Annotated in this window: 17 protein-coding genes; 9 read left to right on the plus strand and 8 right to left on the minus strand. The window is 65.1% G+C overall.

Going from position 1 to position 22603, the window contains the following annotated elements; translation table 11 throughout:
• The 5 genes from B4400_RS19580 to eccA form a co-directional block, all read right to left on the minus strand.
• Nucleotides 1-1063, minus strand: a 1063-nt coding sequence (locus tag B4400_RS19580) for a PPE family protein (RefSeq protein WP_078312350.1), incomplete at its 3' end; no start/stop codon positions are given.
• A 4-nt stretch (nt 1064-1067) separates the two neighbouring features.
• Nucleotides 1068-1376, minus strand: a complete 309-nt coding sequence (locus tag B4400_RS19585) for a PE family protein (RefSeq protein WP_078312250.1) — start codon at nt 1374-1376, stop codon at nt 1068-1070.
• A complete protein-coding gene (gene eccCa / locus B4400_RS19590) occupies nt 1373-5404 on the minus strand; it encodes a type VII secretion protein EccCa (RefSeq protein WP_078312251.1) in 4032 nt (1343 codons plus the stop codon). Before eccCa ends, B4400_RS19585 begins: the two co-directional genes overlap by 4 nt.
• Complete coding sequence (eccB, locus tag B4400_RS19595; RefSeq protein ID WP_078312252.1) at nt 5401-6945, minus strand: type VII secretion protein EccB; 1545 nt, start codon at nt 6943-6945, stop codon at nt 5401-5403. The genes eccCa and eccB overlap by 4 nt, the downstream gene beginning before the upstream one ends.
• Nucleotides 6942-8804, minus strand: a complete 1863-nt coding sequence (gene eccA / locus B4400_RS19600; RefSeq protein WP_078312253.1) for a type VII secretion AAA-ATPase EccA — start codon at nt 8802-8804, stop codon at nt 6942-6944. Before eccA ends, eccB begins: the two co-directional genes overlap by 4 nt.
• 402 nt (nt 8805-9206) lie before the next feature.
• Between eccA and B4400_RS19605 the strand changes: the two genes are divergently transcribed.
• On the plus strand, nt 9207-9920 hold the full coding sequence (locus B4400_RS19605; protein ID WP_078312254.1) for a siderophore-interacting protein: 714 nt from the start codon (nt 9207-9209) through the stop codon (nt 9918-9920).
• Between the two features lie 33 nt (nt 9921-9953).
• Here B4400_RS19605 and B4400_RS19610 read toward each other — a convergent pair whose 3' ends face one another.
• Nucleotides 9954-10280: an SDR family NAD(P)-dependent oxidoreductase gene (locus tag B4400_RS19610; protein ID WP_078312255.1), complete on the minus strand. Its 327-nt coding sequence runs from the start codon at nt 10278-10280 to the stop codon at nt 9954-9956.
• A gap of 100 nt (nt 10281-10380) precedes the next feature.
• Nucleotides 10381-11538, minus strand: a complete 1158-nt coding sequence (locus B4400_RS19615) for an FAD-dependent monooxygenase (RefSeq protein ID WP_078312256.1) — start codon at nt 11536-11538, stop codon at nt 10381-10383.
• Nucleotides 11539-11597: 59 nt separating this feature from the next.
• Between B4400_RS19615 and B4400_RS19620 the strand changes: the two genes are divergently transcribed.
• From B4400_RS19620 to B4400_RS19655, 8 genes are all read left to right on the plus strand, one after another.
• Nucleotides 11598-12467 carry a LysR family transcriptional regulator gene (locus tag B4400_RS19620; RefSeq protein WP_078312257.1) on the plus strand — a complete coding sequence of 290 codons (870 nt, stop codon included), beginning with the start codon at nt 11598-11600 and terminating at the stop codon, nt 12465-12467.
• 205 nt (nt 12468-12672) lie between these two features.
• Nucleotides 12673-13416: a GntR family transcriptional regulator gene (locus B4400_RS19625; protein ID WP_078312258.1), complete on the plus strand. Its 744-nt coding sequence runs from the start codon at nt 12673-12675 to the stop codon at nt 13414-13416.
• Nucleotides 13417-13424: 8 nt separating this feature from the next.
• Nucleotides 13425-13652, plus strand: a complete 228-nt coding sequence (locus B4400_RS19630; protein WP_078312259.1) for a 4Fe-4S dicluster domain-containing protein — start codon at nt 13425-13427, stop codon at nt 13650-13652.
• 13 nt (nt 13653-13665) lie between these two features.
• A complete protein-coding gene (locus B4400_RS19635) occupies nt 13666-15063 on the plus strand; it encodes an ABC transporter substrate-binding protein (protein WP_078312260.1) in 1398 nt (465 codons plus the stop codon).
• 14 nt (nt 15064-15077) lie between these two features.
• On the plus strand, nt 15078-15938 hold the full coding sequence (locus tag B4400_RS19640) for an ABC transporter permease (protein ID WP_502688418.1): 861 nt from the start codon (nt 15078-15080) through the stop codon (nt 15936-15938).
• Nucleotides 15935-16678 carry an ABC transporter ATP-binding protein gene (locus B4400_RS19645; protein ID WP_078312261.1) on the plus strand — a complete coding sequence of 248 codons (744 nt, stop codon included), beginning with the start codon at nt 15935-15937 and terminating at the stop codon, nt 16676-16678. The genes B4400_RS19640 and B4400_RS19645 overlap by 4 nt, the downstream gene beginning before the upstream one ends.
• Nucleotides 16678-19389, plus strand: a complete 2712-nt coding sequence (locus B4400_RS19650) for a fumarate reductase/succinate dehydrogenase flavoprotein subunit (RefSeq protein WP_078312262.1) — start codon at nt 16678-16680, stop codon at nt 19387-19389. The genes B4400_RS19645 and B4400_RS19650 overlap by 1 nt, the downstream gene beginning before the upstream one ends.
• Before the next feature lie 108 nt (nt 19390-19497).
• Nucleotides 19498-20850 carry a salicylate synthase gene (locus B4400_RS19655; protein ID WP_502688417.1) on the plus strand — a complete coding sequence of 451 codons (1353 nt, stop codon included), beginning with the start codon at nt 19498-19500 and terminating at the stop codon, nt 20848-20850.
• Between the two features lie 88 nt (nt 20851-20938).
• On the opposite strand, the gene B4400_RS19660 is transcribed toward B4400_RS19655, so the two are convergent.
• Nucleotides 20939-22603: a (2,3-dihydroxybenzoyl)adenylate synthase gene (locus tag B4400_RS19660; RefSeq protein WP_078312264.1), complete on the minus strand. Its 1665-nt coding sequence runs from the start codon at nt 22601-22603 to the stop codon at nt 20939-20941.

Genomic DNA, 22603 nt, shown 5'->3' on the forward strand with positions numbered 1-22603 from the left:
CGGCAGGTGAGGCCGGTGCGCTCGGGGCCGACGTTGCACTCGAACCACCGGACAGTGGGGCTCCGCCGCCGGTTCCGGGCATTCCGCCCATCGCAAATGCCTGCTGCTGAGGCGAATTGCGCGCGATCTGTGCCATTTCCTGTGCCGGTTCCTCGCCGGGTACATCGGCGTCGACTGGAACAGGGTTGACAAGCTGGGCCAGCCCGACCAGTAGCAGAGGGAGCCACAGTGGTGCGGACAACATGATGCCCCAGGCGGTGAAGCCGAAGGGGATGAAAAACGCCTCGTACGCGATGAAGAACAACAGCGGACCCCAGGCCACGAGTGCCTCGAGGGGATTGCGCATGAAGTCCTGCAAGATCCGTTGCAAGGTACCGAGTGGGTCGGTGAAGAACTCCTGAATCTGTCGCATGAGCTTCTCGAAGAAGCTCTCGCTGTCATCCAGCGCGGTGCCGGATTCTGCCGCCTGTGCCTGCGCGGCCATCCCGGACATGTCGGCGGCCATGCGCGACATTTCGCCGCCCGGCGCCATGATCATCGGCGCGGGCTGCGTTGGCGCGACCGACATCACCGCGGCGGTGGAAACACCTTGGTAGATGCCCATGGTGGTGGCGGCCTGGACCCACATCCGGATGTAGTCGGCCTCGTTGAACGCGATCGGAATGGTGTTGATACCAAAGAAATTGGTGGCCAGCAGCACGCCGTGGATCAGGTGGTTGGCGGCCAGCTCGGCCAGCGTGGGCATGGCGGCCAGCGCCGTGGTGTACGCAGCAGCGCTGGTTTCATGCAGCACGGCATTGGTGGCGCTCATCGCGCTCTGCTGAGTCAGCCAGGCCAGGTAGGGCGTATGGCTGACGACATACTGGGTGGCGCTGGGCCCCTGCCATGATCCGGCGCTGGTGGCTGCGAGCAGCTGCGTCAACTCCGTTGCCGCAGTGGTGTATTGCGCGGAGAGCGCCTGCCACTGGGCGGCTGCCGCCAACAGTGCTCCCGGCCCGGGCCCAGCGCTCAACAGCGCCGAGTGCACCTCGGGGGGGAAAGCCATCCAGATGGGGGCGCTCACCGAGTTAGCCTCGCGCGATCATGTATGTGACGGCGGCTTGCATATCTCCGGTGGTGTAACTGGCCGCGGACTCCGAGACGCCCAGCCCGGCCCGGCCCAATTCCTCGACGGCCAGGGCCGCCACACCGGAGTGCTCAATGCCGCGGGCGCTGAAGCCTGCCGCGGTCTCCAGTGACACCGGGTCGGCGGCGGGCGGGACCACGGCACCGATCACCGGTGCGGCCGCCGCATGTGCGGCGGCCAGGCGCGCGGTCAGCGCCTCGATGGCCGCGCTCGTGGCGGTCAGACCTTCCGGAACGACGTTGAGATTCATCGCGGGTACTCCCTTCCTTGAGCAGCATGCTCACTGACGAGTGGATTGACGGTCTGTACATATGTCGGAACATCGTTATCTGACAACAGGACTCCGCGACCCGCGGGCAGACGCTCGAAACGATGTCCACGGATACGGCCCCCGTCCTGCGGGCTGCCGCTCAGCATCAGGGTGTTGGCCTGCAGCTCGTGGAAGCGACGCAACATGGGGTTGGTCATCAGTATGTGACCCGAACCGGTGGCCCGCGCGGTAATGATCACCCGCAGGCCGAGCTCACGTGCCTCGGCGAGCAGACCCGAGATCGGATTCCAGGGTCGCTGCCCGATGTACGGACCGCTGACGGCCGGTGCATCGGGAATCTGGTCGACATCGTCGATGATGAGGTAGTGCCGCTGTGCCGTCACTCCGCGTGACACCCAGTTGTGCAGCTCCTCGGACGACAATCCGGCGGGTGGCCGACGCTTTTCCAGGAGGGCACCCAGGCCCAGCATCGCCGGGGTGATCCGATCGATATTGGGGGTGTACTCGTTGTCGGGGAACAGCGGTTCGTCGACGAGATGTAGACGCCGGTCCAGAACCGTGAACGCCACCTCGTCGGATGTCGAGTGTTCCCGGACGGTGCGGATGATGTGTCGCAGAAGCGTCGTCTTGCCGGAGCCGGTATCGCCCAACACCATCAGGAGCGGGTTGTGGGCGAAATCGAGCGCCACCGGCGCGAGATCTTGCTCGCGCTGGCCGATGACTACCTGTTCGCGTCCCGGGTACAGCGGACCGATGGCGTTCGGTGCCAGGTCTGCCGGCAGTAGGCGGACGGTGGGAGCCTTCGCACCGGGGTACTCGGCGTTGACCGACTCCACTGTCTTGGCATCGGAGGCCGCGAACAGGAAGTGCTCTGCCTGCATGGTCAGGCCGCGGCCCGGCTGATCGTGCGGCACGCTCTCGGCGGGGCGGCGCAGTGCGCCGGGTACCCGCACATTGCTGTCCGCCGAGTCGTGCAGCTTGAGTTCGAGGCGCAGCCCGAGAGCATCGCGCATCGCCAGCGGCACCTCGATCCAGTTCGGTGTCGTGATCACGACGTGGATGCCGTACGACAGCCCGGCATTGGCCAGCTCGGTAAGCCTGGCCAGCAACGGGTTTCGGGTGTTGAACTGGTCGGTGTTGTCGCGACTGAACGCATACAGGTTGTCCACGAGAAGGAACGTCTCGCCGTAACCGTCGTCCAGCGAGCGGTCGCCGTCGCGCAGTGCGCGCAGCTGACTTACCGAGGCGATGCCGCGGTCACGGAACAGACGCTGGCGATAGGCCAGGAGTTGCTCCAGCTCACCGAAGGTGCGTCGGATGCGCTCGGGCTCCAAGGCGCTGGCCACACTGCCGACATGCGCCAACCCTTCGAGCGCGTGCAGTTGTCCGCCGCCGTAGTCGATGCAGTAGAACGTGACGTCGCGCGGGGAGTGCGACGCAGCGGCCGACAGCATGAACGTCTGCAGAGCCGTCGACTTTCCGGACTTCGGGCCGCCGTGAATGATCACGTTTCCGGCCGCCGATGTCGCATCGAAGATCAGCGGATCGCGGCGCATCTGGAACGGCTTGTCGATCTCACCGAGCGGCCAGCGCAGCTGGCGTGCCGGGATCCCGGTCTGGCTCAGCACATCCGCCAGCGGGATCGCGGTGTCTAGCGGCGGCAGCCAGAGCTGCGGTGCGCGCGGACCGACCTTGGCCAGCTGGTCGCCGACGGTCGTGACCAGCTTGCGCGCCGGCTGCTGTGGCCGGTCGGATCCACCCTTGACGATCACGGTGGTGGGATCGGAGGCCACCGGCAGCGCGGTGAACTGCCTGGGCTGCGGGGTGGCGTGGATCTCCACGGTGGTGGTCGTTGACGGCGGCTGGTAGACACCGTCGACATAGGTGCTGCGGAACTTGATGGGTACGGCGCCCGGTGCGGGAACCAGGAACCCCACGCCCTTGTGGTCCTTGCCTGATTCGATGTGGTACGCGTCCTCGGTCCCGATGATCTGCCGGGATGCGCTGGGACTGGCCACCTTCAGGCCGATGCGGTATGAGGTGTTCTTGTCGATGTCCTTGATCTTGCCGACGTCCAGGGTCTGCGACGCGAACAGGATGTGGATGCGGAACGAGCGGCCCTTGCGTGCGACGTAGTCGAACAGTTCGGCGTACTCGGGGTGGTCCTGGAGCATCAGGGTGAACTCGTCGGCCACCACGAACAACGTGGGGATGGGCGGCAGGTCGTGACCGGCGGCGATCGCTTCCTCATACTCGCGGACCGAGTTGAAGGCGCTGCCCTGCACATCGCGACCGGCCTGCTTCAGCAGGTTCTCGCGCCGGGCGACCTCGCCACGCAAGGTATCGGCAAAACGATCTGCCAAGGAACGCTTCTCGGCCATGTTCGAGATCACGGCGACAACCTGCGGGAAGTCGCGGAAGATATCGGCCCCGGCCTCACCCTTGAAGTCCGCGTAGATCACGATTAGGCGATCGGCGGAATGGGTCGTCAAGAGCGACAACAGGATCGACATCAGGCTCTGCGACTTACCGGAGCCGGTCATACCGATCATCAGGCCGTGCGGACCCATGCCGCCCTCGGCCTCGTCCTTGAGGTCGAACATCAACGGCTCGCCGGAGGCGGTCACGCCAATCGGCACGCGCAGCTCCTCGTCACGCGCACGCGGCGACCACAGGGCGGGAACATCCAGCTGGGATGCATCCTCGATACCGAGCAGCGAGGTGAACGTCGCACCACCGGTTGCCGCAGACCGCAGGCCCGGATGTGTTGGGTTCGAGTCCCAGCGGGAGAGCCGGCGGGACAGGTGCGAGGCGGTTCCGACCGTGAGCTGATCGGCCTCGTCGATGTACGGCTGCCAATCGTTGCCATTCCAACGGGCGACGCGTGCACTCACGCCGTTCCGACTAACCCGCAGCACAGGGCGCTCTGGGTTCAGGTAGTCCGGAAGCTTGGCGGAGCCGTCGGTTCCGTCGAGCCGCTGGATAACGGTGACGCCGTCCAGTCCGGTTGCCGGGATGGGCGAATTCACGCCGTTCAGGTCGTACGTCGGGTCATCGAGAATGATCAGCAGGTGCTTGTGCGCACCGGACTCGGCCCCGAACAGCGCACGCTCGGAGAGCACGGGCTTCAATGCTTCGAACAGTTCGGCACCCGTGCGGCGCAGGTAACGTGCCGGGCCGACACCGTCGACCTCGCCGCTGATGTCCACGTGGGGAAGCCATTTGAGCCAGGACCAGTCGGCGTCTTCGACACTGGGGCCGGCCATCGCCACGGTGAGGAGCGTTGGATCGTGGAAGGTGGCGGCCTGAGTCACCCACGACCGAATGGAGGCGCGGGCAACGTCATCATCACCGAGCACCGTGATCCGCGAAACCTTGTTCAGGTCGATGCCCGATGGGGCGCTGCGCACCGTGCGCTGGGTGTCCAGTAGCCCACGTAAAGCGCTGTGGCTCACCGGTTCCAGATCGATCTCATCAGCGATGTCCTTGACCCGTACGACACTGGCCAGCGGAACGTCATGGCGTCCGGCGCGTACCACCAGGTAGTCGTCATCGCCGGGGTCTCGCTCCCACTGGCGGCGCGTGCCGGGAACCGTGGTCAGCTCCTCGGGATCGGGGTGCGACCATTCCAGGGCCTTGCGCTGCTGGGTGGCGTGGGTGCGCAGATTCTCGCGGACCACTGACAGGTAACGCAGGTAGTCGGCTCGTTCGGCGTCGACCTCCTCGGTGCGGACCTTATCGCCATTGCCGCGATACAGCGCGGTAGCGGCCAGCAGCAGCACAAAGGGGAAGAACAGGGTCTGCGGGGAGATGAGGCGGATGCCCGAGGCGACCAGTGCCACCACCATGCCGACAATCAGAATGACGATCACGACCGGCATGGCCCGCCGCAGGAATGACGGCGGCACCACGCGGGGCAGCTGCGGAGGCGCCTCGACGGTCACCGTGGCATCGGGTATCGCCGGAGGCGCTACACGCCGATGGGGTTCGAAGATGAGACGGCTCAACGGGACTCCTGTGCCTGAGCAGATGGGTTGTCGGTCTGGATGCGCGTGGCTTGCCGATCGCTCGGGGCCAGGCCGTCACGCGCCAGTAGGGCGTCGGCGCGTGAGAGCGACGGCCCGGACGCGAACAGATCCAGAATCGACGAAGGGATGGTGAGTGCGGGCTTGTGCAGGCCGAGTGCCTCAAGAGTCTTGTCACCCTCGGCCTCGGTGTCGATGCCGTAACGCACACCGGTATCGGATATCCACTGGTATCCGCCGCGGCCGTCCGGTTGCACCAGGTAACCGATTCCGGGAGTGATGGCGACCCGGGTTGCGGCGGGGGAGACCAGCTGCACGGCGTGCACCGAGTCAGAAAGCGGCAGTACCGAACCCGCGAGCAAGGACCACGAATCCGAGGCAGCGTCGGCCGTCTTGGTGAACCGTGTGCACAGCACCGGGTCCTCGTTGGTGGCCAGCGGCTTGATGGCCGCATTCGGGAACACCCTGGTATCGATCGCCGATGACGTCGGCAGGTGCGCGATCTGATCGGCCGTCAGTCGTGGCGGTTGCTCCAGACCGTAGGAGTTCGCGTTGCGCAGCGCGGAGGCGATTACCGGTGAAACCTGTTGTACGCCATCGGCGAGCACCGCGTAGTACACCGGTGTGTTGTCGGTGGACGAGCTCACCAGCACCGAGCCGATGGGCGCGGCGACGGGCAACGGGTAGGCAGTGGGTGTCCCGGCTCCCTGGATGGCGGGAACCACAAGTGCCGGAGTCTCGGGAATCGCATTGAGCAGGCTGGCCGTCACGGGGCGCACGGCGGGCGGGGCGGTGAGGCCCAGGGCGCTCGTGACGGCGATATCCCCGAGGTTGAGCGCACTGCGGTGCCCGTCCCAGAGCAGCCAGGTGCCCGAGTCGGAGGACACCACGACAGCGCGGTCACGGGTGAGCTCGGTGGCCTTGTCGCCGCCGGTCTCCAGGGCCCCGGCGATCACGGTGACGACGCGGGTATCGGCGGACTCGCACACCGCCCAGGCGGCGTCGGTGCTCTTGGCCTGCACCATGCGCTCCGGCGCGCCCGGAATGCCGATCAGGTTTCCGCGCGGAAACTGGTCAAGCTGAGTGCTTTTGACCATCGTCGGGTCCACAGCCTTGCCGGCGATGAGACGGGCCGAGGTGAGGTTGAGCACCGGGTGCAGATTGTCGCCCACCCGAACATAGAGCGCGGCGGTTGACCGGTCGGCGAGCACCGGGTCGGTGCCGGCGATGCCGGAGGGCCGCAGCAGGCTGAAGACGAAGCATCCGACCAGGCCGGTCACGACGATGACGGCACCCATGCTGAATGCCCGGGACTGACTGCGCAGCGGATCCACCAGCATCCGGGCGTCGTGTAGTGCCACGCCGGATGCGATCCGCCGCATGACAAATCGCCATCCGGTGACCTGGTGCCCGGTGACGAATCCGCGGCGGTACTTCAGCGGTTCGGGATTCTCGCTGGCCGGGGTGCGTGACGCGAAGGCCCGGCGCTCGGAGTTTGCGTTGTTCTCTCGGTTATCGCTCATTTCGTGACCGACGCCCCCGGAGCCGACAGTCCGAGGCCCGCGACAATGGCCTCCACTGATGCCTGCACGTCCTCGACGGTGACGGTCATGAGGTCGTCATCGCTGAACTCTTCGACGCCTGAGTTATCAAGGCGGTGTTCACGTTCCTCCTCGGAGCGTTCGACGACGTTACGGACGAAGCGACCGTTACCGGCGACGTCGATGCTGCGGCGTGCGATACCACGAGTATCGGGAGCCTCTGCGGCACACATCGCGGAGAAGGCGGTGAGCAGCGCGGTGGCAGCGCCCTCGTCGAACTTGCTGTCGCGCACGGATGCCATCGCCGCCGCGATCTCGACGAGTTCGGGCGGTGCGTACGAAGGAAATTCGATGGACCGAGTAAAACGGGAGCGCAGACCCTCATTGGTATCGAGGAACTGGTCCAGCTCGGCGCGGTACCCGGCGACGATCACGACCAAACGGTCACGGTCGTTTTCCATCCGGGCCAGCAGGGTGTCGATGGCAACCAGACCGAAGTCGTTCTTGGCGCCGGTGGACACCAACGCGTAGGCCTCGTCGAGGAACAGCACGCCGTCGAGCGCGCTGTCGATGACGGCGTTGGTCTTGGCCTCGGTCTCACCGATGTGCTGACCGATGAGGTCGGCACGGTGCACCTCGCGGACGTTCTCACGCTTGAGAAGTCCCAAGCCGCAATAGATCTTGGCGACGACACGGGCGATGGTGGTCTTACCGGTACCGGGCGGGCCCGCGAACACCAGGTGGTGAGTGCGGTGGCCCACGGCGAGTCCGCGGTCCTGGCGCCGCAATGCCATGGCTACGGAGCTCTTAAGCCGTGAGACCTGGTCCTTCACCTGCTCCAGGCCGATGAACTCGCTGAGCTGCTGCTCGGCCTCGGCCAGCAGGATCGCCTTGCGCTCATGAGCCTCAGGATCGATGAAATCCTCTTCGGTGGGCTCGGTTTCGGGGTCCCAGGGATCGGTGCGGGCGGCGATACGCGCGGAGGTCGTGGTGTGCAGACCAACGCTCGGATCGGTCAGCGCATGCTCGATCTCGGCGTTCTCCGGATTGCCCGCGTACAGATCCTGGAGCACCTCGGTGGCGGTCTCTTCGTCACCATGGTGACGAAGGTTCAGCGCCTTGGCGAGTGCGCCGTCGGTGGCAGCCACTTCGATTGGCCCACTGGGGTCTTCGAGGTAAGACAGGGCGGGATTGACCATGCCTAGCTTGGCGAGCGCGATGCCGAGGGTTATCCGCACGGCGTGAGACGTGGTGGCATCCAGCGACGTATCGGTGACAACTGGGGTCAGCAGCGAGACGACATCGGACCAGCGTTCGGCCCGGTTCTGCATGGCGACGGCGCCCCAGCGGGCGTTGAACCATCCGGGGCGTCGCTCGGTCACGTCGGCGATCAGCCCGGCAGCCTTGACGTAGTCGCCCTTGTCCACGAGGGCCGCGGCGTAGGCGAGGTGATAGTCATCGGGCCCGCTGGCGCGGAACTCGAGATAGAGCCCGGAGTCGTACGTGAAGGTGAGATCACCCGGGTGCAGGTTCACCGCATGCTGAAGGTGTCCGGCGGTGGCCGAGGTCTCCGAGATGGCTTCCAGGACGTCGATGGTGGCGCCCCCGGAGGCCGCCAGACCGACCCAGACATCACAGTGATCTTGAGCGGTCCGGCACAGCGAAGTGAAGCCGTAACGCGCCGCTGGCAAATCTGCGGGACGTCGCCTGTCATTGACGGAGAGACCAAGAGCCCGGCAACAGGTTGCGAATCGGCTCTCTAATTCGGGATCTATGCGCGGCACTGGGGCCGTTGCCGTGGCCACACGCTCTAGCTGGCCCACTCGTTCACGAATATCCACTTACAGTTACAGCCCTTCGCCCGATCGATATGCTCGCTGATTGGAGTAGTCGGCTCGCGAACTTGATTGGTTCCTGACAATGCTCTGTTGCCGAGCCAGCGAATCTGTCATAGGTCGCCCGCATCGCCTCGACTGCTCCCCGATGCGGAGCGCAGGGCTAAACCGGCGTGGCGGTCAACGGCGCGGCGTCTGGGTGTGACTACCGACACATCCGGGCATCCGAGTTGATCGACTCGTTCGCGAGTACTCATCTACCGCCTTTATTCCTGGCACCGTTGCTTGCTCGGCAAGAGATTAGCATTCCCTTACCTAAGTGTCGATAGCTAACCCTAGCCTTATGCAGGTCAAGATGTTTAGGCTAGCCTAAACTAAAAGCGCACTCAGCGAATCGAGGAGGGTGTAATGCCGAGCACAGTGACGCAACCGACACGCGGATGGCAGGGCACGGTTCTCAAATTGTTCCGCGCCGGCGACTATCAGCTAACACTGACCGGTCGGCAGGAGCTGACCGATCACTATTTGAGGCTCAGCTTCTCGGCAGGTGGTCTGCTGCACGGTCGTGACGTTCATCCGACCATGTGGATCCGGCTGTGGTTCTCGGATGGGGAGAAGCTGCACCAGCGTGGATACACACTGGTCAATCCCGACCCGCAGGCCGATACCGTCGATATCGAGTTCGCGCTGCACGACGGGCTGGCCGCGCGCTGGGCACAGTCTGCCCAGGTCGGCGACACCATCGAGGCGACGGTGCTGGGCAGTCATTTCGAGCTCCCCGATCCGGCCCCCCGTGGATACGTCATCGTCGGTGACACCGCGTCCGTGCCGGCGATCAACTCCCTGCTGGCGGCGATCGGCGACAGTCCGGCCACGGTGTTTCTGGAGGCCGCACACGAGAGCGACAAAACACTGCCGGTCGGCGCCGATGCGGTCTGGGTGGATCGCGATGGCGAACGCTCGCTCGCCGACGTCGTGCGTGAGGGAGCCTTCGATGCCCCCGAGTTCTTCGGGTGGGTGGCATGCGACACGCGGACCACACGCGAGGTCTCGCACGTCCTCAAGGGCCACTACGGCATCGCGCGCAGGTCGATCAAGGCCCAGGCTTACTGGATGGCGTAAAGGGAAACGGCCTGATGGAACGGTCGATGCCGGCTACGAGGCGAGCCGCAGCCTCGGCATCTGCCTACCCGCCGCGTCCAGGATGGTGGTGACGGTGCCGAACCGGTCCGTGGCACGTCGGCAGAGTTCGCGCAGCTGACGCGGATCGGTGGCATCAGCGGCGATGGCCATCACCTGATCCGCCCCGTAGCCGTGGAGCGTCCTCGTCAGATCGGTGGCATGTCTGCCGCAGACGACGACCCGATGCCCGTTGCGCACCAGAATCCGGACGATCTCACGCCCGCTGGGGTCATCGGCATTGAGGACGACGACAACATCGGGTTCCGAGTCGTCGGTGCCGGAGGTTGGGTTCTGGTGCATGTCCCTATTGAGCCAGCGATTCCTGGGGCCCGGATGTGAGCGCCATGTGGATTGCTTGGATGACCTCCACTGTTGGTTCCATTCATGCCGAGTCGGCGGGTCAGGCCCTCGTGCGCTGCCGATATGACCGCGCCGCCTTTTCCAGGCCCTCCGCAGACTCCTCGCCCCAGGACCGCAGCATCGCGCGGTTGGCCAGCACTACATCGCGTGTGGCCTGGATCCGCTGGGCCTCATAGGCTGCCAAGCCGAGTGCGAAATCGCCGGACGACTCCGACAGTGCGTGCGCCAACACCCGGGCGTCGACGACGGACTGTGATCCACCGTTGGCCCCTAGCGGATACATGGGATGTGCGGCATCGCCCAGCAGCGTGACTCGGCCGCGGCCCCACGAGGGCAGCGGGTCGCGGTCCACCATCGGGTACTCGACGATGCGTCGGGTGCCGCGCACCATTGCGCCCACATCCAGCCACCCGAAATCCCAGCCGGGGAAGTGGCCCAGCACCTCATCGGCGTTGACGGGGTCATTCCACCGTGCGCTGTCGGGTAGCTCCCCGGGGGGATTGGTGCGTGCGAGTGCCACCCAGTTCACGGTGTGTGCGCTGATCGGGTAGGCGATGAGTTCGTGATCGGTGTCGTCGTGCGCGGCGACCATGGCCTTCCCGGTGAGGAAGCGGCCGATATCGGCCACCCCGCGCCACATTCGCACACCCGACCAGCGCAATGGATCCACCGGATGAAGTTGTGCGCGTGTCGCCGAATTCACGCCGTCGGCGCCTACCAGAACGGCTGCCGCAATATCGCCGTCGGCTGTACGTACGCGGACACCCGCATCGTTGCCCTCGAATCCGAGAACCCGGCAGTCCGTCCGAATTGCTTGTGGACCAAGGCGTTCCCGCACCGCATGGAGCAGCATGAGTTGTAGACGACCGCGGTGCACCGAGATTTGTGGGTACGGGTAGTCACCCGCGCGTCCCCGCGGCTCGCTGTACAGGACGGTGCCGTGCTTATCGCAGAATCGAATCTCTGTGGTAGCGATGCCCATGCCGGCAAGCTCGTCGCCCAGTCCGAGTTCGGTGAGGACGCCCACGGCATGCGGAAGCATGTTGATACCGACGCCCAGCGGCTTGACCTCGCGTGCGCTCTCCAGCACCGCGGCGTCGAAGCCCGCGGCATGCAGGGTCAGGGCTGCGGTAAGCCCACCGATGCCGGCACCGGCAATCACGATTTTTGTCGTGTTCTCACTCATAGCATTCAGCATCGGCCGACGGCATTCAGAAGTCCAAGATCTATCTATTCACGGTTCTATAATTAGTACTTATGGAGATGCACCAGCTCCGGTACCTGCTGGCGGTGGCGGACGCGGCGAGTTTCACCAGAGCTGCGGCTTCTCTCCGCGTCGCGCAACCGGGGGTGAGTGCCCAAATCCGCCTTCTGGAACGTGAACTGGGGCAGGAACTGTTCGACCGATCGGGCCGCCAGGTCCGACTTACCGACGCGGGCAAAGCGGTGATTCCCTATGCGCGAGCCGCTCTGGCCGCGGTCGACGGAATCCGCGAGGTGGCCGATGAGATCGGGGGACTGCTGCGCGGACATATCGCATTCGGCACCGTCACCTCGCATGGCGCTGATCTGCCCGCGCTCCTCTCGGCGTTCCATCGCGACCACCCCGCGATCAGCATCAGCCTTGCCGAAGCGCGGTCGGACAAGCTCATCGCAGGGCTGCGTGAGGGTCGGCTGGACGGCGCCATTCTCGCCCTGGGGGCCGGGGAACCGCAGGAGCTGGGGTTGCGCATCATCGATGACCAACCTCTGGTCGCCGCGGTTGCGGCCTCCGATCCGTGGGCGAAACGGCGCACGGTGACACTGGAGATGCTCTGTGAGCGCATCCTGATCTGCCTACCCACGGGCAGCGGTATTCGTTCGATTCTGGAATCCGCGTGCCAGGCCGCGGGCCTCACTCCGAATGTGGCGTTCGAAGCGAGCTCACCGCGGTCGTTACTGGTCCTCGTCGAACAGGGGCTTGGTGTGGCGGTGGTGCCCGCTCCATATCTACGGACCCGGCCAGGCGTGGTTGCACTGGATATCCAACCCGCATTACGAGGTCGGCTCGCGCTGGCGTGGCGCCTCGGCGGCCCGACGGGGCCGGCGGCGCGCACCTTCCTGGAGCGGGCCCGCACCGTCCTCTGACCCGCCGTTCCGATCACCTTGAATCCAATCCCGGCCGTCGCGCGGCGGTGGCGCAATGGTGTGCATCCGACGGTGCGTAGCAGGTAGGAGTGGGGTAGCGACCGGCGCAATGAAGCAGACCTGACAGATATCGATTTCATTCGCCGGATGGCCGTTGAGCTGGCCTTTAGCGTGTTGGCGAGGTTGTCTCACGTCAGGAGAACTCGTGGCCGCTGTCGAGCCCACACCATTACGCCGTCCGCGCGCCGATCAGGCGCGGCTGGTCGCGGATGTGCTGCGCCACCAAATCCACGCCGGGGGATACACCGACGGCGGCCTGCCGAGCGAACAGGAACTGGCCGCGGAGTTCTTTGTGTCCCGCAATACGGTCCGGGAGGCGCTGACGACGCTGAAGGAAGAAGGCCTCATCGAGCGTGGACCTCGTACCGGCACTCACGTTGCGTTGCGCAAGTACGAGCACGGATTGGACGCGCTGCTCGGGCTCAAGGAGACCTTCAAGGGATACGGCGAGGTCTGGAATGAGGTCCGCGTCATCCAGGAGGTGAATGCACCGCCGGCGGTGGCGCACAGGTTGCGACTTGAGCCCGGCGCGCGCGTCATCTTCATCGAGCGGCTGCGCTACCTCGGCGATCTGCCACTGAGCCTGGACAAGACCTATCTCACCGCCGATGTGGGGGAGGCGGTCATCGAGCACCAGCTCGAGACCAACGACGTATTCGCCCTGATCGAGCGTGTGACTGGACGCAGGTTGGGATCGGCCAATCTGGCGCTGGAAGCCGTTGCGGCGGATTCACATTCGGCGGCGACATTGCAAGTGCCCGACAGTGCGCCGCTGCTGCTGCTGGAGCGACTGACCCACCTCGATGACGGGACCCCCGTCGACCTCGAGTACATCCGGATGCGCGGTGATCGAATCACGTTGCGCAGCAATCTATTAAGGGATATCTGAGGACTCTCATGGCATTGGTCAACAACCGTATCGACGTTCCGGTCACCATCGACGAATCGCTGTGCATCGAAGGCTGCACGCTGTGTGTGGACATCTGCCCACTGGATTCGCTGGCGATCAATCCAGAAAACGGCAAGGCCTTCATGCACGTCGACGAGTGCTGGTACTGCGGCCCGTGCGCGGCTCGCTGTCCTACCGGTGCCGTCACCGTCAACATGCCCTATCTACTCCGTTAAGTCAGGACACCTCATGAAGAGAACAGCCCTTCTCTCCGCTTTGCTTCTTACCCTCGTCGCCGGCTGCTCCCTGGACTCCGGGTCCGGCTCGGCGAACGAGGTGACCGTCGTTGTGGGGTATCAATCGAAGACCATCAACACGGTGACCGCAGGCACGCTGCTGCGCTCTCAGGGATACCTGGAGAAGCGGCTCGCGGAGGCCGGTTCGCGCACCGGAAACAAGTACACCGTGCAGTGGCAGGACTACGACACCGGAGCGCCGATCACCGCACAGATGCTCGCCGAGAAGATCGACATCGGCTCGATGGGCGACTATCCGTTGCTGATCAATGGATCTAAGACTCAGGCCAACGAGAAGGCTCGCACCGAGCTGGTATCGATCACCGGGTACAACGCCAAGGGCGCGCTCAACATGGTGGTGGTACCACCGAACTCGCCAATAACCACACTTCCCGAATTGAAGGACAAGAAGGTGTCCGCGAGTGTGGGCTCGGCCGGGCATGGCACGTTGGTGCGCGCGCTGCGCAACGACGGCCTGGACCCGGCCAAGGATATCGAGGTGCTGAACCAGCAGCCGCAGGTTGGTGCCTCGGCCCTGGAATCCGGTCAGGTGCAAGCGCTGTCACAGTTCGTGGCCTGGCCGGGCCTGCTGGTCTTCCAGAAGAAGGCCAAGCTCCTCTATGACGGTGCCGAGCTAAATGTTCCGACCTTTCACGGCGTGGTGGTGCGCCGCGACTATGCCAAGCGGCATCCGGAGGTGCTCGACGCGTTCTTGCAGGCTCAGTTGGACGCCACCGATTTCATCCACGAAAAGTCTCTCGAGGCGGCTCGCATCGTGGCCGAGGGCAGCGGCCTGCCCCAGGAAGTGGTGTACCTCTACAACGGGCCGGGCGGCACGTCGTTCGACGCCACGCTCAAGCCGTCACTCATCGAGGCGTTCACAAGCGATGTGCCCTACCTGAAATCAATCGGAGACTTCGCTGATCTCAACATCAACGAGTTTGTGCAGGATGGTCCGCTGCGTCAGGCTTACGCGACACGTGCGAAGAATTACGAAGCCGAGTTGGCCGCTAAGGTCAATCCGCTGGTGCTGCACCCTGCCGACGGGGCTGACCCGGGTCGTGCCGCCGAGATCTGGTTCGACGGTAAGGATTCCACGCAGGTGTACCCGACCGCGCAGGAGCTGCTAAAGGCCGTCAACGCAGCCAACGCGGCCGGTCAAAAGGTCCGTGCCGCCTACGTCGCCGATGCCGAACTAGGCACCCGGTGGTTCGCCGACCATGCCTGGTGGGTCCGGGATTCGGCTGGGTTGCACCCGTTCACGACGAGTGCGGGCGCTAGCCGGTACATCGCCAGTCATCCCGATGCCGCTTCCCTGGATTACACGCAGGCACTGGCGGCCGCATCGTGAGCAGCCTGCCGATCCTGGAAGCCAGACCGCGAACGGTCGGGGTTGCCGCCGCCGAGGGGCAGGTCCACGTGGCTGCGAATCCTCGGCGACAGGGTTCGCGGTATCTCGCCTGGGGTATCCGGGCGTCGTCCGTGGCCGCTGCCGTGTTGCTCTGGCAGCTCTTGACCGCCAACAAAGTGCGGTTCGGGCTTCGATTCGACACCCTTCCCACAGTCACCGAGATCGTCTCCGCGCTCGCCAAGCGCATTGGTACCGAGCAATACTGGCTAGATCTCGGCCAATCCACCATCCGGATCCTCACCGGGTTCGGCCTCGCCGCGGTGCTCGGTGTCATCACCGGTATCTGGCTGGGACGTTCTCCGCTGTTCGCGAACATCTTTGGCCCGCTCACTGAATTGGCCCGCCCGATTCCCGCGATCGCGATTGTGCCGGTTGCCATCCTGTTGTTTCCCAGCGATGAGGCCGGGATCGTGTTCATCACCTTCCTGGCGGCGTATTTCCCCATCATGGTGAGTACGCGCCACGCGGTGCGCGCACTGCCCACGCTGTGGGAAGAATCGGTCCGCACACTGGGCGGCGGTCGCTGGGATGTGCTGTTGCGAGTGGTGTTGCCCGGCAGCCTCCCCGGTGTGTTCGGTGGGCTGTCCGTCGGCATCGGTGTGGCCTGGATATGTGTGATCTCCGCCGAAATGATCTCGGGCCGTTTGGGAGTCGGATATCGGACCTGGCAGTCGTACACGGTGTTGGCCTATCCGGATGTGTTCGTGGGGATTATCACCATCGGGGTTCTCGGTTTTCTGACGTCGGCAGCCGTCGAGCTGATCGGGCGCCGGGTGACACGGTGGCTGCCCCGCGCTGAGGAGGCACGTTCATGAGTGCCTCAACCCTCGTGCTGGATGGGGTCACCCTCGGCTATGGCGGACGTACAGTGGTGGACCGCCTCAGCCTGACCGTGCGCCCCGCTGAGATCCTGGTCCTCACCGGGCCCTCGGGCTGTGGAAAGTCCACCGTGCTGCGCGCACTGGCCGGGCTGCTCCCGCCAGATTCCGGCACCATCCGCGCCGACGGCGAAAGGGTTGTCACCACCTCACGCCATCGGGCCATGGTGTTCCAGGACAATGCTTTATTGCCTTGGCGCACTGTGCAATCAAATGTCGAGCTGGCACTCAAGCTGGGCGGTGTGCCTCGTGCGGGGCGGCGTGCGGCGGCGCAGACCTGGATCGATGATGTAGGCCTGACGGGCTTCGAGGATTACCTGCCCAAGAGTCTCTCGGGCGGCATGCGCCAACGTGTCCAGTTGGCCCGCGGCCTGGCGGGTGCTCCGCGCGCGGTCATGATGGACGAGCCCTTCGGAGCGCTCGATGCCCAGACTCGAGCCAGCATGCAGCGCCTCTTGATCGATACCTGGCGCAGTCATCCCACCACGGTGGTGTTCGTGACCCACGATGTCGACGAGGCCTTGCTACTCGGAGACAGAATCGCGGTCCTGGGCCGCGCCGGCCACCCGCTGCGCGCACTGCTGGATGTTCCCAGTCCTCGCGAGCCACTGAGCGATCGGAGCGCTTTACGCACCGAAATTCTTGCCGCACTGAATCATACGGAGCTTGTTGCCTGATGCAGATCCCTGAACTCGATAGCACCATCCGGCTGGACTGTGATGTCCTGGTGATCGGTGGCGGAACCGCCGGGACCATGGCGGCACTGACGGCGGCTGAGAACGGTGCCCAGGTGATACTTCTGGAGAAGGCGCATGTGCGGCACTCCGGTGCGCTGGCAATGGGTATGGACGGTGTGAACAACGCAGTCATCCCCGGCAAGGCCGAACCGGAGGACTACGTCGCGGAGATCACCCGCGCCAACGACGGGATCGTGAATCAGCGCACTGTCTATCAAACCGCGACACGCGGATTCGCGATGGTACAGCGACTGGAACGCTACGGGGTCAAGTTCGAGAAGGACGAGCACGGCGAGTACGCGGTGCGACGCGTGCATCGATCGGGCGCCTATGTGTTGCCGATGCCCGAGGGCAAGGACGTCAAGAAGGCGCTGTACCGCGTGCTGCGGCAGAAGTCGATGCGCGAGAAGATTCGCATCGAAAACCGGGTCATGCCCGTGCGGATCCTCACCGAAGACCTGGGTGCGGGAACCGACGGGATATCAAGGCGCCGTGCGATTGGCGCCGCGGGTTTCAACACCCGCACTGGTGAGTTCGTCACGGTCGGCGCGAAGGCGGTGATTCTGGCGACCGGGCCATGTGGTCGCCTGGGTCTGCCGGCATCCGGGTATCTGTATGGCACCTACGAGAATCCGACGAACGCGGGGGACGGGTACGCCATGGCGTACCACGCCGGGGCCGAACTGTCGGGGATCGAGTGCTTCCAGATCAACCCGCTGATCAAGGATTACAACGGTCCGGCGTGCGCGTATGTGGCCAACCCCTTCGGCGGCTACCAGGTGAATGCGCAGGGGGAGCGTTTCGTCGACTCCGACTACTGGTCCGGCCAGATGATGGCGGAGGTCAAGAACGAAATCGAGTCCGCGCGCGGTCCCATCTATCTCAAGGTGACCCACTTGCCGGATGAGACGTTGACGGCGCTGGAGAGCATTCTGCACACTACCGAGCGCCCCACCCGTGGCACGTTCCACGCCAATCGCGGGCATGATTACCGTACCCACGATATCGAGATGCATATCTCGGAGATCGGCTTGTGCAGTGGTCATTCCGCATCAGGGGTGTGGGTGGACGAGCATGCGCGCACCACGGTGCCGGGCTTGTACGCGGCCGGAGACCTGGCGTGCGTGCCGCACAACTACATGATCGGCGCCTTTGTGTACGGCGATCTGGCCGGGGAGCACGCGGCCTCGACACTCTCGAAAACACCCGCACCGCTGGAGTTCCCCGTTGACCAGGTCAAGGAGGCGCACGAGCTGATCTACCGCCCGCTGCGCCATCCGGACGGCCCGCCGCAGCCTCAGGTCGAGTACAAGCTTCGCCGGTTCGTCAACGACTATGTGGCCCCGCCGAAGACGGCGGCCAAGTTATCGCTGGCCGTGCAGACATTCGAGCGGATGGCCGACGAGGTGAGCCAGATCGGTGCGCGTACCCCCCATGAGTTGATGCGGGCTGCCGAGGTGTCGTTCATCAGAGACTGTGCCGAGATGGCGGCGCGTTCGTCATTGACTCGCACCGAATCGAGGTGGGGTCTCTACCACGACAGGGCGGACCTCCCGGATCGTGACGACGTGAATTGGCGTTATCACTTGAACCTGCGCAAGACCGTCGACGGCGGCATGGACTTCGTGAAACGGCCCGTGGCACCGTATTTCGTTCCGGTTCCCGGTCTCGACGACCTGCCGTCAGGGGAGACCGATCCGATCCCGGTGCATCAGCCCGAACTGATGGGCGGGAAAGCGCCGGCCGCCCGGATCTCGAATGTCGTCGCCGCGGAAGCCGAACAGCCGCCGTCCCCGCGGATCGCCGCGGTGCTGTCGCTGGAGGCTCCCACCGTCGAGGAACTGCTGCAGTACCTCACCGATGATGATCCGGGGGTGCGCCGCACCGCGATCGCAGCGCTCACCGAGCACATACCCGCGGGTTACGAGGATGCCTTGTTGAATGCGCTGGGGGACAGCGATGCGTCCGTGCGTCGTACTGCGGCCGATGGCGTACGGGAGCTCGTCGAGGTTCTCGAGGATCCTGCAGCGATCCGTGATCACGTCAGCGCGCCCGACCCCCTGGTGCGCAGTACCGCGCTGTATGTGGCGAGTGCCCGGAAGGTCGGTGATCCTGCCGCTTATGTGGCGGCCGTGCGCGACTCCGATCATCGAGTCCGCATCGAAGCCGTACGCGCACTGGTGTCGGTGGACGATGCGGTGTCCATTGCCACCGCCGCCGCCGATGAGAACCGCGAGGTACGCATCGCCGTAGCCAATGGGCTAGCGAAGTTGGCAGCCGGCGCTTCGGCGGTTCGGGTGCTGGTGCGTGATCGTGATCCGCTGGTGCGGGCAGCGGCGTTGACGGCCGTGGGTGCGCTGGGGGTCGACGACCAGATCCTCGATGCCGTCGAGGAGGCACTGAAGGCTCCGGCCTGGCAGATCCGTCAGGGTGCGGTACGCGCCTTGGCCGGAGCGCGTCCGGGGCAGGCTGTACCGCCGCTGGCGCGGGCGCTGGACGATCCGCATCTGGATGTCCGCAAGTCGGCCGTGTTGAGTCTGAGCCAATGGGCCTCGACGGAGCCCTCCGTTCGTGACGCACTGACCGGCGCGCTGCAAGATGGTGATGCGGATGTGAGAGCCTATGCGCGACAGGCACTTGCGGCCGGCTGACAGGAACGCCGAAGCACACTAGATGGGGCCTGGCAACGTGGCGGAGGTCATGTTACGGGCGGGTACCAGGGCCACTTAGCATAGGCTAGGCTTACTCAGGTGTCGAAGATGAGTACGGTCGTAGATCCCGATACCGGCGCCCAGACCTGGGTTTCTGTGCAGGAGGGGCTGCCGGACGGTTTTGCGCCGGCCGACCTCGCCAGTGTTCTCGCGCAGGAAATCCCCGAGCGCAGCGGCGATGAATACCTGATTTACGAACGTGACGGCGAATGGGTGCTCGCCATCGGCGCCCGCGCCTCCGTCGAACTCGACAGCGACGGACTGCGCATCATCCGCGACGGAGCTGTGGAGAAACGCGGTTGGTCCGGGCACCCCGGCGCCGCCCTCGAACGAGCGGTGAACGAGATCTCCGACGGCGTGCATCGCGCCTTCGGCTGGGTCGCCTTTGAGTTCGGCACGTACCGCTTTGGCCTGCAGCACCGGCTGACCCCGGGTACTCCGATGGCGCGGGTTTTCGTCCCCCGGGCGGAGGTCGTGATTACCGCCGACGGAGTGTCGGTCTGCGAAGAGAGCTATGTCGACGAGATTAGGCGGGTGCTCGATCAGGGTGCCCCCGCGGTGCCGGTACCGGCGTCGATCGACCTGGCTCCGGACCCATCCGACTACCGCGGCCGCGTGGGCATCGCCACCGCCGAGATCCGATCGGGTCTGTACCACAAGGTGATTCTGTCGCGGCGCGTGGAAGTGCCGTTCGCCATGGACTTTCCGTCCACCTACCGCCTGGGCCGCCAGAACAACACGCCGGTCCGCTCGTTCCTGTTGCGGCTCGGTGGCATTCGTGCCCTCGGCTACAGCCCCGAACTTGTCGCGGCCGTCGAGGCCGACGGAACCGTCATCACGCAGCCGTTGGCTGGAACCCGCGCGTTCGGCCGGGGTGAGGACGCAGACCGGGTGGCGCGCGACGATCTGGAGTCGAATGCCAAAGAGATTGTGGAGCATGCGATTTCCGTGCGCAGCTCACTCGCCGAGCTTGCCGAGGTGGCCGAATCGGGCAGCACGAAGGTGACCGACTTCATGACCGTGCGTGAGCGCGGCAGCGTGCAACATCTGGGATCGACCGTCAGTGGAGAGCTGAGCGCCGGGATGACGAGGATGGATGCGCTGGAGGCGCTCTTCCCCGCGGTGACCGCCTCGGGTATCCCCAAGGCCGAGGGCGTTGACGCCATCCTTCGGCTCGACGATCACCCACGCGGTCTCTACTCGGGCGCGGTGGTGATGATGTCCCCGGATGGCGGACTGGACGCGGCGCTGACACTGCGTTCGGCCTACGAGCAGGATGGGCACACCTGGCTGCGCGCGGGCGCGGGCATCATCGAGGCGTCGACACCCGATCGGGAGTTCGAGGAGACCTGCGAGAAGCTTGGCAGTATCGCCCCGTACGTGATCAAACGCGAGGCATAACCTCCGCGCTGCCAACACATGGCGTTAACCGGGGCCCCTTAGGGGCCCCGGTTTTTGCGATTCGGCTCAGGGCCGAACGTGTCGAGGCTTAGCTCGTCAAGGAGGTCATCAGGGCGCGTTTGTCGATCTTGCCCACCGCGGTGAGGGGAAGTGACGGAACCGCCACCAGCTTGTCCACGCGCGAGTGTGTCGCGGCGCCGCGCTCCTGAAGGTGTTGGTTGAGCTCCGCGGCCGTCACCGGTTTGCCATTGAAAACGATTGCTGCACAGACAATCTCGCCCAAGTACTGATCGGGCAGGCCGATTGCGGCGGCTGCGTAGACGGCGGGATGTGTTTGTAGGTGCGATTCGAGATCCAGTGCGGCGATGGATTCGCCGCCGCGCAGGATGACGTCCTTGATGCGGCCGGTGACTTCCAGATAGCCATCGGGCAGCGCGCGCACGCGATCACCGCTGCGGTAGAAACCGTCGCCGGTGAAGGACCGCATGTTGTCCGCCTCGGCGCGGTAGTACCCGTTCAGTGTGTACGGTCCACGCACCAGCAATTCGCCCGCTTCACCGGCGGCGACCTCGGCGCCGTCCTCGCCCACAATGCGAACCTCGTCGGCCTCGCATATGGGCCGGCCCTGGGTGTTGTCGAGGATGTCCGCCGGATCGCCTGGGCGCGTGAGGCATAACAGGCCCTCGGCCATGCCGAATACCTGCTGCAGGCCCGGGGTGAGTGATTCCCTTACCGCGCGTGCGTCCTGGGCTCCGAGCTTCGCGCCGCCGACCTGGAGCAGTCGTAGTGATTCCGGCAGCACAGGTTCCCATGCTGTGGCCTGTGCCCACAGCTGGGCAAGTGAGGGCACGAGCGCTGTTACCGACACGCGATGCCGGGCGATGGTCTCAAATGCCGACTCTGGGCTTGGGTCTGAAAGGAAAACCGTGGTGGCACCCGTGCTGATGGCGCCGATGAGACCCGGGCAGGCCAGTGGGAAGTTGTGGCCGGCGGGCAGCGCGACGAGATAGACATCGTCCTCGGTGAGGCCGCACACCTGTGCCGCCCGGGTGGCGTTGTAGACGTAGTCCTCGTGGGTGCGGGGGATGAGTTTGGGTGCCGCGGTGGTGCCCCCTGAGACCAGTAGTAGCGCGGGGGTGTCGGTGTGTGCGGCCGGTAGGTCACCTTGAACCTCAACGGTTTCCAGCAGAGTTGACCATGCGGCAAAGCGCTCCGAGTCGCCCGAAGGAATCTCGCCGTCGATCACGATGTGGCGCAGGCACGCGTGCTGTGCGGACAGCTCGACGGCCAGTGCGCGGTAGTCGAACCCGCCGGCGGAATCGGCGATCACCAACGCGACGGCACCGGACACGTCGATGAAATGAGACAGCTCCGCGGCCCGGTGTCCCGGCAGGCACATGATCGGTATCGCACCCGCACGCATCAAGCCGAAGAACGCGACGGCGAAGGATGCCCGGTTGGGAAGCTGAAGCAGTACGCGGTCGCCGGGGGCAATGCCGAGCCGGACGAGTGCATGTGCGGCACGGTCGGCGGCCATGTCGAGCTCGCGGTACGTCATCGCACCGTGTTCGTCGATGACGGCGGGATGATCGGCTCGTCTGGCGGCGGCCGTTCGGAGCAGGGACTCCACTGTCCTTCCGGTCCAGTACCCGGCCGTGCGGTACGCATCGGCGCGCGCCGTGGGGAAAGGGACAAAACCTTCCACTGGGCTCTTCGTAGCCGAAGCGGTAGGGGTTGTTGTGGCCTGTGTCAT

It is taken from the genome of Mycobacterium sp. D16Q13, assembly GCF_002013375.1.
Lineage (GTDB): Bacteria > Actinomycetota > Actinomycetes > Mycobacteriales > Mycobacteriaceae > Mycobacterium.

Coding starts and splice junctions, on each gene's coding strand:
- B4400_RS19650 (WP_078312262.1), top strand. CDS start 16,678: ATGCAGATCCCTGAACTCGATAGCACCATCCGGCTGGACTGTGATGTC.
- B4400_RS19635 (WP_078312260.1), top strand. CDS start 13,666: ATGAAGAGAACAGCCCTTCTCTCCGCTTTGCTTCTTACCCTCGTCGCC.
- B4400_RS19660 (WP_078312264.1), bottom strand. CDS start 22,603: ATGACACAGGCCACAACAACCCCTACCGCTTCGGCTACGAAGAGCCCA.
- B4400_RS19655 (WP_502688417.1), top strand. CDS start 19,498: ATGAGTACGGTCGTAGATCCCGATACCGGCGCCCAGACCTGGGTTTCT.
- B4400_RS19610 (WP_078312255.1), bottom strand. CDS start 10,280: ATGCACCAGAACCCAACCTCCGGCACCGACGACTCGGAACCCGATGTT.
- eccB (WP_078312252.1), bottom strand. CDS start 6,945: ATGAGCGATAACCGAGAGAACAACGCAAACTCCGAGCGCCGGGCCTTC.
- B4400_RS19620 (WP_078312257.1), top strand. CDS start 11,598: ATGGAGATGCACCAGCTCCGGTACCTGCTGGCGGTGGCGGACGCGGCG.
- B4400_RS19605 (WP_078312254.1), top strand. CDS start 9,207: ATGCCGAGCACAGTGACGCAACCGACACGCGGATGGCAGGGCACGGTT.
- B4400_RS19585 (WP_078312250.1), bottom strand. CDS start 1,376: ATGAATCTCAACGTCGTTCCGGAAGGTCTGACCGCCACGAGCGCGGCC.
- B4400_RS19615 (WP_078312256.1), bottom strand. CDS start 11,538: ATGCTGAATGCTATGAGTGAGAACACGACAAAAATCGTGATTGCCGGT.
- B4400_RS19645 (WP_078312261.1), top strand. CDS start 15,935: ATGAGTGCCTCAACCCTCGTGCTGGATGGGGTCACCCTCGGCTATGGC.
- B4400_RS19630 (WP_078312259.1), top strand. CDS start 13,425: ATGGCATTGGTCAACAACCGTATCGACGTTCCGGTCACCATCGACGAA.